Source organism: Ramlibacter montanisoli (assembly GCF_013087525.1).
Taxonomy (GTDB): Bacteria; Pseudomonadota; Gammaproteobacteria; order Burkholderiales; family Burkholderiaceae_C; genus Ramlibacter; species Ramlibacter montanisoli.
The window spans coordinates 846,446-859,370 of record NZ_JABFCS010000001.1; the positions used below are offsets into that span (position 1 = coordinate 846,446).

Here is a 12,925-nt window from a genome sequence, read left to right on the forward strand (position 1 = left end):
GCCGGGCGCCATAGGGCAGCACCTGCGCCGCGCCGAACAGGTAGAGCGTGTCGCGCGCGGCCTGCTGGGCCTGCTTCACGCGGGTGGCCAGGCCGGCCTCGTCTTCGTCGGCCGCGCCGGCGAGCAGGTCCGCCATCAGCACCAGGGCATCCGGATACTGCAGGTCGGTGGCCGCCTGGGCCGAATCCCATCGGGCATTGATCTCGCGTTGCAGGTGCCCTTCGTACTGGCGGCCCAGCGTCTCCTTCTGCTGTTCCAGCGCCGACTCCACCATGCCCGTGAGCGAGCTGCGGAAGGCCTGCTCCTGCACCTGGCGGCGCGCCAGCACGGCCTCCACGGCCTCGCACACTCCTCGGGGCGGTAGGGCTTGGTCAGGTAGTCGTCGGCGCCAGCGGTCATGCCCTTGCGCATGTCCTGCCGGTCCGACATGGCGGTCAGCAGGATCACAGGCACGGTGGCGAGGCCGGGATCCTGGCGCAGTTCCGCCAGCAGCTCGTAGCCGCTCATGCCGGGCATCATCACGTCGCAGACGATCACGTCGGGCTCCAGGTCGCGCGCGGACGCCAGGCCTTCCGGCCCGTCGGCCACCTCGCGCACGGCGTGGCCGGCCTTGCGCAGCGCCAGGCCGGCCACGGCCCGCTGCATGTCGTCATCCTCGATCAGCAACACATCGGACATGCGCGCATTCTGGCGAAAAAAAAGCGCCGCGGGTGCGGCGCTTTCCGTAACGGGCAGCGACGGTCAGACCACGCCCTGCGCCAGCATCGCGTCGGCCACCTTCACGAAGCCGGCCACGTTGGCGCCGTCCACGTAGCTGACGGAGCCGTCCTCGCGCTGGCCGTGCTTCACGCAGGCGGCGTGGATGCCGCGCATGATGTCCAGCAGGCGCGCGTCGACTTCCTCGCGCGGCCACGACAGGCGCATCGCGTTCTGGCTCATCTCCAGGCCGGAGGTGGCGACGCCGCCCGCGTTGCTGGCCTTGCCGGGCGCATAGAGCACCCCGGCCTGCTCGAACACCTGGATCGCGCCGAGGGTGGACGGCATGTTGGCGCCTTCGGCCACGCAGACCACGCCGTTCTTCACCAGGGCGCGCGCGTCTTCCTCGCCGAGCTCGTTCTGCGTGGCGCAGGGCAGGGCCACGTCCACCTTCACGCCCCAGGGCTTGATGCCGGCGTGGAAGCGGCTCTTCGTGCGCTCCGCGTATTCGCTCACGCGGCCGTACAGGTGGTTCTTCACCTCCATCAGTTCGGCCAGCTTCTCCGGCGTGAAGCCGTCGTTGTCGATCACGGTGCCGCTGGAGTCGGACACGGTGACGACCTTGGCGCCCAGCGCCATGGCCTTCTCCACCGCGTACTGCGCCACGTTGCCGGAGCCGGAGACGCTCACGCGCAGGCCGTCGAAGGAGCGGCCGCTGCGCGCGAGCATCTCGCGCGCGAAGTACACCGTGCCGTAGCCGGTCGCCTCCGGGCGGATGAGCGAGCCGCCGTACGACAGGCCCTTGCCCGTGAACACGCAGTCGGCCCGGTTGGTCAGCTTCTTCATCATGCCGTTCATGTAGCCGACCTCGCGGCCGCCCACGCCGATGTCGCCCGCCGGCACGTCGGTGTCGCCGCCGATGTGGCGGAACAGCTCGGTGATGAAGGCCTGGCAGAAGCGCATCACCTCGCCCGGGCTGCGGCCCTTGGGATCGAAGTCGCTGCCGCCCTTGCCGCCGCCCATGGGCAGCGTGGTCAGCGCGTTCTTGAAGGTCTGCTCGAAGGCCAGGAACTTCAGGATCGAGGCGTTCACCGAGGGGTGGAAGCGCAGGCCGCCCTTGTAGGGGCCGATCGCGGAGCTGTGCTGGATGCGGTAGCCGCGGTTGACGTTCACCTCGCCCTTGTCGTCGACCCAGCTCACCCGGAACTGGATCAGGCGCTCCGGCTCGACCAGCCGGTCCAGCAGGCCGTGCTCGGCGTACTTCGGGTGGCTGCAGATGAAGGGCCAGAGGCTCTCCATCACTTCGCTCACGGCTTGCAGGTACTCGGGCTGGCCGGGGGTTGCGCGCGGCGACCTGGGCCATGAACTCATGGGCGGACTGGTATTTCACGGGTGGGGCAGGCAGGAGGCAAACGGGTATTCTGCCTCCCCGCACCAAGTGAATGCCTAAGGCCTAAGTGGCGCGACTCAGTCCCCGCCCCACATCTCGCGAGCCGTCTCGATCACCAGGCGCAGCTTGTTGCGCTGGTCCTCCACCGCGATGTTGTTGCCGTGGACGGTGCTGGAGAAGCCGCATTGCGGCGACAGCGCCAGCTGCTCCATTGGCGCGTACTTGGCGGCTTCCTCGATGCGGCGCTTGAGCGCGTCCTTGCTTTCCAGCTGGCCGAACTTGGTGGTCACCAGGCCCAGCACCACGGTCTTGCCCTTGGGCAGGTAGCGCAGCGGGCGGAAGTCGCCGGAGCGTTCGTCGTCGTACTCCATGAAGTAGGCGTCGATGTCCATTTCCTTGAGCAGCGCCTCGGCCACCGGCTCGTAGTTGCCCGCCGCGGCGTGGGTGCTCTTGAAGTTGCCGCGGCACAGGTGCATGGCCAGCAGCATGCCCTGCGGCTTCTGGGCCACCACCTTGTTGATGAACTTGGCGTAGCGGTGCGGCAGCTCGTTGGGGTCGTCGCCGCGCTGGCGGGCCGCTTCGCGCATCTTCTCGTCGCAGAGGTAGGCGAGGTTGGTGTCGTCCATCTGCACGTAGCGGCAGCCGGCCTCGTACAGCGAGCGCAGCTCGTCGCCGTAGGCCTTGGCCACGTCGTCGTAGAAGGCCGGCTCGAGCTCGGGATAGGCTTCCTTGCTGATGCCCGCGCGGCCGCCGCGGAAGTGCAGCATGGTGGGCGAGGGGATGGTCACCTTGGGCGTGCGGCCGGCGGAGACCTGCGACTTCAGGTACTCGAAGTCGGCACGCTGGATGTCCTTGGCGTGGCGCACCTTGTCGATCACGCGGATCACCGGAGGGGCGAGTTCCTCGCTGCCGTCCGGCTTCCTGATCGTGACCGGGATGTCGGTCTTCACGCCGCCCAGTTTCTCGAGGAAGTCGATGTGGAAGTAGGTGCGGCGGAACTCGCCGTCGGTGATGCTCTGGAGGCCCACGTCCTCCTGGAACTTCACGATCTCGGAGATCGCCTGGTCCTCCACCTTGCGCAGCTGCGCGGGGGTGATCTCGCCCTTGGCCTTCTGGGCGCGGGCTTCGAGCAGGTATTTCGGGCGCAGGAAGGAGCCGACGTGGTCGTAGCGGGCGGGGAGTTTCATCATGGTGTGCCTCTCTCTTTGTCGATGATGTGAATCCGTGTCCTCAAAGGTCCAGCACCAGCAGCGGACTCTTCGCCCGCGAACAACAAGGCGTGAACTGGTCGTGCTTCGCCTTCTCTTCGTCGGTGAAATACAGGTCGCGGTGGTCGCACTCGCCCTGCAGCACGCGCGTGATGCAGGTGCCGCACACGCCTTGTTCGCAGGAGGTGAGGATCTCGATGCCGTGCTGCTGCAGCGCCTGCACGATGGTCTGCCTGGCCGCCACTTCCACCACCGCGCCGCTGCTGGCGATCTTCACCTGGAAGGGGCGGTCGCCGCCGGTGTCCTGCGCCGCTGCGCCGAAGTACTCCAGGTGCACCCGGTCCTTGGGCCAGCCGAAGCCGTCGGCGGTCTTCACCACCCAGTCGATGAAGCCGGTGGGGCCGCAGATGTACAGGTGCGTGCCCGGCTCCGGCTTCGCGATCACGCGTTCCAGCTGCAGCTTCTGCGAAGGCGGGCCGTCGTCGAAGTGGAATTTCACGCGGTCTTTCCAGGGCGAGGCCGCGATCTCCTCGCGGAAGGCCGTGCGCTCCGCCGAGCGCGTGCAGTAGTGCAGCGTGAAGTCCGCCCCGATCGTCGACAGCCGCTGCGCCATGCACAGCAGCGGCGTCACGCCGATGCCGCCGGCGAACAGCAGCGCGCGCTCGCCGTGCACCAGCGGGAAGTGGTTGCGCGGTTCGCTGATCAGGAGCGTGTCGCCCTCGTGCACGTGGTCGTGCATGGTGGATGAACCGCCGCGCGAGCTGGGATCGCGCAGCACGGCGATGCGGTAGCGGTGCTGCTCCGCCGCGTCGTTGCACAGCGAGTACTGGCGCGTCAGGCCACCCGGCACCTGCACGTCGATGTGCGAGCCGGCGCTGAAGCCGGGGAGGGCGGAGCCGTCCGGCTTGCCGAGTTCGTAGCTGGCGATGTCCAGCGCTTCCTGCGTGCGGCGCAGGACCTTGACGGCGATCTGGGTCATGCGATCAGGCTACCAGCTTGGGCTGCTCGGCCGCGATCATGCGGTCGATGATGCGGCGCGACTGCACGCCGCCGGCGTCGATGTTCAGCATCAGCAGCTTGCGCTCCGGGTACTTCGACAGGTTGCGCTGCTGCGCCTCCAGCACCGCGGTGTCTTCCGCGAACACCTTGGCCTGGCCCTCGCGGATCTGCGCGGTGAGGTTGGTGTCCTTCACGTTGAAGTTGCGCGCCATGCCCCAGAAGTACCACATGCTCGTCTCGGTCTCGGGGGTGAGGAAGTCCACCACGATGCTGGAGACCTTGTCCTTCGCATCGGCGTGGTAGCCGCCCTTGCCGGCGTGCGCCACGCCCACCTCGATCATGATGTGGCTGGGCGGGTAGAAGTGGCAGACCTGCCAGCGGTCCACCGGCACGTCGTCGGCCAGGTGGTTGCCGCGCAGGTTGGCGCGCCAGAAGGGCGGCGGCATCACGTTCTCCATGAAGCGGCTGGTGATGACGTGGTCGCCTTCGGTCTTCGTGGTCACCGGCGTCTGGTCGATCTCCTTCTGGCCGATGCTGGTGGTGTGCACGTAGGTCTCGTGCGTCAGGTCCATCAGGTTGTCGACCATGAGGCGGTAGTCGCACTGGATGTGGTACAGCCCGCCGCCATAGGCCCACTCGGGGTTGTTCGCCCATTCCAGGTGGTGCAGCCTGGCCGCGTCGGCCTGTTCGGCATCGCCCGGCCAGACCCAGACGAAGCCGTACTTCTCGATCACCGGGTAGGCACGGATCTTCGGGAAGCCCTGCACGCGCTGCCCCGGCATGGAGACGGTCTTGCCGTCGCAACCCATGACCAGCCCGTGGTAGCCGCACACGAGGTTGCCCTCGCACACGTAGCCCAGTGACAGCTGCGCGCCGCGGTGCGGGCAGAAGTCCTCCACCGCGGCGACCTGGCCTTCGCTGCCACGGTAGAAGACGATCTTCTCGTTGCAGATCGTGCGGCCGAGCGGCTTGTCATCGATCTCGTCGGGGGTGCAGGCGACGTACCAGGCGTTCTTGGCAAACATGGGGAATCTTGGGGAGGTCGTGGCGGCGGATGATAGGCGAGGGCGGGCCTCGTTGTATACAGCGCATGCTACGGGTTTACCCTTGCTGCTTGTGATCCGCTCTCGGTGGCGCCGCCGTTGACGCTGCGCGCATCCACCGCTAACCTGCGAGGATGTATACAGAAGACTCCGCATGAGCGCCCGCCTGCCCGTCCCCGCCGCCGACGATTCCGGCGGTTCCCAGGGCGTGAAGGCGCAATTGCGCCTGCGCGAGATGATCCTGGCCGGCGAGCTGCCCGGCGGCGCGCGGATCGCAGAACTCACGCTGGTGGAGATCCTGGGCGTGTCGCGCACGCCGATCCGCGCCGCGCTGATGCGGCTCGAACAGGAGGGCCTGCTGGAAGCGCTGCCCAATGGCGGCTACGCGGTGCGCACCTTCTCCGAGCGCGACGTGGCCGATGCGATCGAGCTGCGCGGCACGGTCGAAGGCCTGGCCGCGCGGATCGCGGCCGAGCGCGGCGTCGCGCCCGAAGTGCTCGCCGAAGCACGCGACTGCCTCGCTTCCATCGACCGGCTGCTGGAACGGCCCGCCCTGGACGACGAAGCCTTCACCCGCTACGTGGACCTCAACCAGCGCTTCCACAACCTGCTGTCCGACATGTGCGCCAGCCCCGTCATCGTGCGCGAGATCGAGCGGGTGGTGAACCTGCCCTTCGCGTCGCCATCGGGCTTCGTGGTGGTGCAGGCCAACTCGCCGCGCGCCCGCGACATGCTGATCGTCGCGCAGGACCAGCACCGGCAGGTGCTGGCCGCCATCGAGCAGCGCGAGGGCGCGCGCGCCGAGGGGATCATGCGCGAGCACGCGCGGCTGGCGCAGCGCAACCTGCGCGAGGCGGTGCTGGGCCAGGTCCGGATGCCCGGCGTGCGGCTGATCCGGCCGCAGTGAGGCCCCGTCCATCGTCATAACGCGGACGGCGCTATTGCATTTCGTCATAACTGCTAGAGTCCCCGCCGGGCTTGCACGCCCGTGGCGTGCGACCAGAATCCGCAGCGAGCCATAGCCAGGCGAGGCCGTGCACATCCGCCTGCCCAAACCATAGGAGAACCCGCCATGCACAAGAGAAGCTTCCTCCGGACCGCGATCGCCCTGGGCCTGCTGGGCGCCAGCGGCCTGACCATGGCGCAGGACAACGTGTTCAAGATCGGCCTGATCCTGCCGATGACGGGGCAGCAGGCCACCACCGGCCGCCAGATCGAAGCGGCCGCGCGCCTGTGGATGGCGCAGAACGGCGACACCATCGCCGGCAAGAAGGTGCAGCTGATCCTGAAGGACGACACCAGCGTGCCGGACGTGACGCGCCGCCTGGCGCAGGAACTGGTGGTCAACGAGAAGGTGAACGTGCTGGCCGGCTTCGGCATCACGCCCTCGGCGCTGGCCGTCGCGCCGATCGCCACGCAATCGAAGACGCCGCTGGTGGTGATGGCCGCCGCCACCTCCAGCATCACCGAGGCCTCGCCCTACGTGGTGCGCACCAGCTTCACGCTGCCGCAGGCCGCCGTGGCCATGGCCGACTGGGCGCCCAAGAACGGCATCAAGAACGTGGTGACCCTGGTGACCGACTACGGCCCGGGCCTGGACGCCGAGCGCTTCTTCAAGAGCCGCTTCGAGTTCAACGGCGGCAAGGTCCCCGAGGCGCTGCGCGTGCCGCTGCGCAACCCCGACTTCGCGCCCTTCCTGCAGAAGGTGCGTGACCTCAAGCCCGATGCGCTGTTCGTGTTCGTGCCCTCCGGCGCGGGCGCCGCGGTGATGAAGCAGTTCGGCGAGCGCGGCATGGACAAGGCAGGCATCCGCCTGATCGGCACCGGCGACGTGACCGACGACGACCAGCTGAACGACATGGGCGACGTGGCCCTGGGCGTGGTCACCTCGCACCACTACTCCGCGTACCACCCGTCCGCGGCGAACAAGAAGTTCGTGGCCGACTTCCAGAAGGCCAACAAGGGCATGCGCCCCAACTTCATGGCCGTGGGCGGCTACGACGGCATGCGCGTGATCTACGAAGCGCTGAAGAAGACCGGCGGCAAGGGCGGCGGCGACGCGCTGCTGGCCGCCATGAAGGGCCAGATCTTCGAAAGCCCGCGCGGCCCGGTGTTCATCGACGCGCAGACCCGCGACGTGGTGCACAACATCTACCTGCGCAAGGTGGAGAAGAAGGACGGCCAGTTGCACAACGTGGAGTTCGACGTGATCAAGGACGTCAAGGACCCGGGCAAGACGAAGTAGCCTGCATTTGAGTTTCTCCCCCCCCTCTGGGGGAGGGTTGGGGTGGGGGCGCTGCGGCGCACTGGCAGCGTGGAGCGCCCCCTCCCAACCTCCCCCAGAGGGGGAGGAGCAACCCCACACCTCCCGAGCCATGCTCACCATCCTCTTCGACGGCATCGCCTACGGCATGCTGCTGTTCGTGCTGGCGGTCGGACTGGCCGTCACCATGGGCCTGATGAATTTCATCAACCTGGCCCATGGCGCCTTCGCCATGACCGGCGGCTACATCACCGTGCTGCTGATGCAGCGGCTGGACGTGCCCTTCCTGGTCTGCCTGCCGCTGGCCTTCCTCGGCGCGGCGCTGCTCGGCGCGGTGCTGGAGCGCACGCTGTACCGCCCCCTGTACCGCAAGCCGCACCTGGACCAGGTGCTGTTCTCCATCGGCCTGGTGTTCATGTCTGTGGCCGCCGTCGATTACTACGTGGGCTCGACGCAGCAGATCATGCAGTTGCCCGAATGGCTCAAGGGCCGCACCGAGATCGGCTCGCTGGGCATGGGGCACTACCGCCTGTTCATCATCGCCGTGTGCGCGGCGCTCACGGTGGGCCTGCAGTTCATCCTGGCGAAGACGCGCTTCGGCAGCCGCCTGCGCGCTTCGGTGGATGACCAGCGCGTGGCCGCCGGCATGGGCATCAACGTCAACGTGGTGTTCCTCTCCACCTTTGCCTTCGGCTCCGGCCTCGCGGGACTGGGTGGCGCGCTCGGTGCCGAGGTGCTGGGCCTCGACCCCTCCTTCCCCCTGAAGTTCATGATCTATTTCCTGATCGTGGTGGCCGTGGGCGGCACGTCCTCGATCACCGGGCCGCTGCTGGCGGCGCTGCTGCTCGGCATCGCCGACGTGGCGGGCAAGTACTACATCCCGCGCATGGGCGCCTTCATCGTCTATGCGCTGATGATCGTGATCCTGCTGTGGCGGCCCAACGGCCTGTTCGTGCGGCAAGGGGGCAAGGCGTGATCCCCGCACAAACCGACCTGCTGCGGGCGAGCCGCATCAAGGCCTGGGAGCCGCTGTTCTGGCTGGCGGCCTTCGCCGTGCCGCTGCTGCTGCCTTCGCACGCGCTGATCGTCAACGAAGTGGCGATCGTGGCGCTGTTCGCCGTGTCGCTCGACCTGGTGCTCGGTTACGGCGGTATCGTGTCGCTGGGACACGCGGCCTTCTTCGGCATGGGCGCGTACACCGCGGCGCTGTTCTGCAAGCACGTGTCGCCCGACCCGCACCTGGGCCTGCTGGCGGGCACCGGCACGTCCGCGGTGCTGGGCCTGCTGGCCAGCTTCACCGTGCTGCGCGGCAGCGACCTCACGCGCCTGATGGTGACGCTGGGCATCGCGCTGATCCTGTTCGAGCTGGCCAACAAGCTGGACTGGCTCACCGGCGGCATGGACGGCATCCAGGGCCTGATGTTCTCGCCCATCCTGGGCAGGTTCACCTTCGACCTGCAGGGGCAGGTGGCGGCGTACTACTCGCTGGTGGTGCTCGTCGTGTTGTTCTTCGTCGCGCGGCGGATCGTGCATTCGCCCTTCGGCGCCACGCTCAAGGCGATCCGCGACAACCGGCTGCGCGCCATGGCCATCGGCATCCCGGTGCACGCTCGCCTGATCTCCGTCTACACGGTGGCCGCGGCGATCGCGGGCGCCGCCGGTGCGCTGTTCACGCAGACCTCCGGCTTCGCTTCCATCGACGTGTTCGAGTTCCACCGCTCGGCCGACGTGATGCTGATGATCGTGATCGGCGGCGTGGGCTGGCTCTATGGCGGCGTCGCCGGTGCGATCGTGTTCAAGCTGATGCAGGACCTGCTGTCGCAGATCACGCCGCAGTACTGGACCTTCTGGCTCGGGCTGTTCCTGGTGGTGCTGGTGCTGGTCGGCCGTGACCGGCTGTTGAAGCCCTGGACCTGGTGGAGGAAGGCATGAGCGATATCGTGCTGTCCTGCCAGGGACTGGTGAAGAAGTTCGGCGGCATCACCGCCACCAACAAGGTCTCGCTGAACCTCAGGCGCGGCGCCCGCCATGCCCTGATTGGCCCCAACGGCGCCGGCAAGACGACGCTGATCAACCTGCTCACGGGCGTGCTCGACGCCACCGAAGGCCGCATCACGCTGGAAGGCCGCGACATCAGCGACCTGGCTCCGCACCAGCGCGTGCGCCTGGGCATGGTGCGCACCTTCCAGATCAACCAGCTGTTCGCCTCCATGACGCCGCTGGAGACGCTGGCGCTGGTGGTGTCGCAGCAGCGCGGCTACGGCGCACGCTGGTGGAATCCCCTCGGCAAGGACGCGAAGGTCGCCGAGCGCGCGCAGCAGCTGCTGGAGCAGTTCCACCTGGCCGAGGTCGCCAACCAGAAGACCGAGGTGCTGGCGTATGGCAAGCGCCGCCTGCTGGAGATCGCGATCGCGCTGGCCTGCGAGCCGCGCGTGCTGCTGCTGGACGAACCGGTGGCCGGCGTGCCCGCGGGCGAGCGCGAGGAGCTGCTGCAGACCGTGGCCGCCTTGCCCGCCGACGTCTCCGTGCTGCTGATCGAACACGACATGGACCTGGTCTTCAGCTTCGCCGACCGCATGACCGTGCTGGTCAACGGCGGCGTGCTGACCGAGGGCACGCCCGACGAGATCGCCGCCAACCAGGACGTCAAGGCGGTGTACCTGGGCCACGGCGACGAGATCAATGCCGCCATGCCGACGATCGCGGAGCATGCCCATGTCTGAACTGCTCAAGGTCGAACAGCTGCGCGCCGGCTACGGCGAGGCCGTGGTGCTGCACGACATCTCCTTCGCGCTCGGCGAGGGCCAGACGCTGGCCCTGCTGGGACGCAATGGCACGGGCAAGACCACGCTGATCAATACGCTGGCGGGCGCCACGCGCCAGCATGGCGGCACCATCGCGCTGGGTGGGCGGGCGCTGCACAAGCTGCCCTCGCACGAGCGCGCCGCCGCCGGCATCGGCTGGGTGCCGCAGGAGCGCAACATCTTCAAGTCGCTCACGGTGCACGAGAACCTGACGGCGGTGCAGCGGCCGGGCCGCTGGACGCCCGAGCGCGTGTACGAGATGTTCCCGCGCCTGGCCGAACGCAAGGGCAACCTGGGCACGCAGCTTTCGGGCGGCGAGCAGCAGATGCTGGCCATGGGGCGCGCGCTGGTGGTCAATCCGCGCCTGCTGCTGCTGGACGAACCGCTGGAAGGCCTGGCCCCCATCATCGTGACCGAGCTGCTGCGCGCCATCTCGCGCATCACGCGCCACGAGGGCCTGTCCGCGATCATCGTGGAGCAGCACCCGCAGGCCATCCTGGCCATCTCCGACAGCGCGATCGTGCTGGACCACGGCACCGTGGTGCATGCCGACGCCGCGTCCACGCTGCGTGCGGCGCCCGAGCTGCTGGACCGGCTGCTCGGTGTGGCACGATAGGCCGATGCAAGTTCGTCGCAGAATCGCGCTGGCGGGACTCGGCGCCGCCCTGGCCGCGCCCTGGCTGAGGGCGCAAAGCAGCTGGCCCACCAAGCCCCTGCGCATCGTCGTGCCCTTCGGCGCCGGCGGCGTGGCCGACCTCACTGCGCGCGCCGTGGGACAGAAGCTCGGGGAGCAACTCGGGCAGAGCGTCGTCATCGACAACCGGCCCGGTGCCGGCGGCGTGACGGCGGGCTCGCTGGTCGCGCAGGTGGAGCCGGACGGCTACACGCTGCTGCTCATGAGCAACGGCACGGCGGTCAGCGAAGGCATGTTCGCGAAGCTGCCCTTCGACGCGCGCAAGGACTTCGCGCCGATCTCGCTGCTGGGCACCTTCGACATCGCGCTGGTGGTGGCGGAGAACTCGCGCTTCCGCACGCTGGCGGACCTGCTGGCGTACGCCAAGGCGAATCCGGGCAAGCTGAACATCGCGACGGTTGCCGTCGGCAGCACGCAGAACCTGGCGGCCGAACTGTTCAAGACCACCGCGGGCATTGCTGCGCAGGTGGTGCCCTTCAACGGCACGCCGGCGGTGATCACGGCGCTGCGCGGCGGCGAGGTCGATGCGGGCGTCGAGATCCTGGCGCCGGTGAAGGCACAGATCGCCGCCAAGGCGCTGCGTGCGCTGGCCACCTTCGGCGAGAAGCGTGCGACGGGCCTGGGCGACGTTCCCACTGCTGCGGAGAGTGGCGGCGCGCTGGCGAACCTGCACGTGTCGTCCTGGAACGCGCTGGCCGCGCCGGCGAAGACGCCGCCGGCGGTGATCTCGCGCCTGAACACCGAACTGCGCACCGCGCTGGCCAGCCCGGACCTCAAGAAGCGCCTGGCCGACCTCAACGTCGACGCCCGCTGGAGCACGCCCGAGGACCTGGGCAGGCTGCTGGCCGGCGAGATCAGGCGCTGGGGCGAGGTGATCGTGCGCGCGAAGATCCCGCGCCAGTAGGAGGCACACATGCAGGCAGCACGCATCGGCATCGTCGGCTACGGCGAGGTCGGCAAGGTCTTCGGCGCCGGGCTGAAGGCGCAGGTCGCGCAGGTGAGTGCCTGGGACCTGAAGTTCGCGCAGGCCGCCGCCGCGCCGGCGGAGAAGCGCCATGCGCAGGGGCAGGGCATCCGCGCCTGCGCCTCCATGCAGGAGCTGTGCGAAGCCAGCGAGCTGCTGATCTCCGCGGTCACGGCCTCGAACACGCTGGCCGTCGCGGAGGAAGCCGCGCATTTCATCCACCCCGGCGCCGTGTTCCTGGACCTCAACTCCGCCTCGCCCGGCACCAAGCAGAAGGCGGCTGCGGCGATCGAGGCCCATGGCGCGCACTACGTCGAAGCGGGCGTGATGACCTCGGTGCCGCCCTATGGCATCAAGGTGCCCATGCTGCTGGGTGGCGCCAGGGCGGCGGAGCTGGCGCAGGTTCTGGCCGGCTTCGGCTGCGACGCGCGCGCCGTGAGCGAGAAGCTGGGAGTGGCCAGCGCCATCAAGATGTGCCGCAGCGTGATGATCAAGGGCCTGGAGGCGCTGGTCATCGAGAGCTATACGACCGCGCGGGCCTACGGCGTGGAGGACCACGTGCTGCCCACGCTGCAAGAGACCTTTCCCTCGATCGACTGGAGCGAGCAGGGCGCCTACTTCTTCAGCCGCGTCGTGCAGCACGGCCAGCGCCGCGCCGAGGAGATGCGCGAGGCCGCCAATACCGTGCGCGAGGCCGGCTTCGCGCCGCTGATGGCGGCCGCCATCGCCGGCAAGCAGCAGTGGGTGGCCGACCAGGCGCGCGATGGCGTGTTCCGCGAACTGCCCAAGGGCGCGCGCTGGCAGGAGTACGCCGACCGGCTGCTCGCGGCGCGCGACCCGGGTAGGTCGGGGTGAGCCCGAAGG

Annotated in this window: 12 protein-coding genes and 1 pseudogene; 8 read left to right on the forward strand and 5 right to left on the reverse strand. The window is 68.6% G+C overall.

Annotated elements, in window-relative coordinates:
• Positions 1-135: 135 nt before the first annotated feature.
• The 5 genes and pseudogenes from HK415_RS04405 to HK415_RS04425 all read right to left on the reverse strand — a co-directional run bounded on the left by HK415_RS04405 (position 136) and on the right by HK415_RS04425 (position 5,318).
• Positions 136-678, reverse strand: a complete 543-nt coding sequence (locus tag HK415_RS04405) for a response regulator transcription factor (RefSeq protein WP_171556914.1) — start codon at positions 676-678, stop codon at positions 136-138.
• Between the two features lie 63 nt (positions 679-741).
• Positions 742-2,086: pseudogene (gene gdhA / locus HK415_RS04410) on the reverse strand (NADP-specific glutamate dehydrogenase).
• Between the two features lie 77 nt (positions 2,087-2,163).
• Positions 2,164-3,276 (reverse strand): 5-methyltetrahydropteroyltriglutamate--homocysteine S-methyltransferase, encoded by a 1,113-nt coding sequence (locus HK415_RS04415; RefSeq protein WP_171556915.1) that lies wholly within the window; start codon positions 3,274-3,276, stop codon positions 2,164-2,166.
• Positions 3,277-3,316: 40 nt separating this feature from the next.
• Positions 3,317-4,273: a PDR/VanB family oxidoreductase gene (locus HK415_RS04420; RefSeq protein ID WP_171556916.1), complete on the reverse strand. Its 957-nt coding sequence runs from the start codon at positions 4,271-4,273 to the stop codon at positions 3,317-3,319.
• 4 nt (positions 4,274-4,277) lie between these two features.
• Entirely contained in the window at positions 4,278-5,318 is a 1,041-nt protein-coding gene (locus tag HK415_RS04425) for an aromatic ring-hydroxylating dioxygenase subunit alpha (RefSeq protein ID WP_171556917.1), read from the reverse strand.
• Positions 5,319-5,490: 172 nt separating this feature from the next.
• Between HK415_RS04425 and HK415_RS04430 the strand changes: the two genes are divergently transcribed.
• From HK415_RS04430 to HK415_RS04465, 8 genes are all read left to right on the forward strand, one after another.
• On the forward strand, positions 5,491-6,243 hold the full coding sequence (locus tag HK415_RS04430; RefSeq protein WP_171556918.1) for a GntR family transcriptional regulator: 753 nt from the start codon (positions 5,491-5,493) through the stop codon (positions 6,241-6,243).
• 165 nt (positions 6,244-6,408) lie between these two features.
• Positions 6,409-7,581 (forward strand): ABC transporter substrate-binding protein, encoded by a 1,173-nt coding sequence (locus HK415_RS04435; RefSeq protein ID WP_171556919.1) that lies wholly within the window; start codon positions 6,409-6,411, stop codon positions 7,579-7,581.
• A gap of 130 nt (positions 7,582-7,711) precedes the next feature.
• Positions 7,712-8,575 (forward strand): branched-chain amino acid ABC transporter permease, encoded by an 864-nt coding sequence (locus HK415_RS04440; RefSeq protein WP_171556920.1) that lies wholly within the window; start codon positions 7,712-7,714, stop codon positions 8,573-8,575.
• Positions 8,575-9,531, forward strand: coding sequence for a branched-chain amino acid ABC transporter permease (locus HK415_RS04445; RefSeq protein ID WP_171563165.1), 957 nt, complete (start codon positions 8,575-8,577; stop codon positions 9,529-9,531). Before HK415_RS04440 ends, HK415_RS04445 begins: the two co-directional genes overlap by 1 nt.
• Positions 9,528-10,322, forward strand: coding sequence for an ABC transporter ATP-binding protein (locus HK415_RS04450; protein WP_171556921.1), 795 nt, complete (start codon positions 9,528-9,530; stop codon positions 10,320-10,322). Before HK415_RS04445 ends, HK415_RS04450 begins: the two co-directional genes overlap by 4 nt.
• A complete protein-coding gene (locus HK415_RS04455) occupies positions 10,315-11,019 on the forward strand; it encodes an ABC transporter ATP-binding protein (RefSeq protein WP_171556922.1) in 705 nt (234 codons plus the stop codon). Before HK415_RS04450 ends, HK415_RS04455 begins: the two co-directional genes overlap by 8 nt.
• A gap of 4 nt (positions 11,020-11,023) precedes the next feature.
• On the forward strand, positions 11,024-12,001 hold the full coding sequence (locus tag HK415_RS04460; protein WP_171556923.1) for a Bug family tripartite tricarboxylate transporter substrate binding protein: 978 nt from the start codon (positions 11,024-11,026) through the stop codon (positions 11,999-12,001).
• Positions 12,002-12,010: 9 nt separating this feature from the next.
• Entirely contained in the window at positions 12,011-12,916 is a 906-nt protein-coding gene (locus HK415_RS04465; RefSeq protein ID WP_171556924.1) for an NAD(P)-dependent oxidoreductase, read from the forward strand.
• The last annotated feature ends 9 nt before the right edge of the window (positions 12,917-12,925 follow it).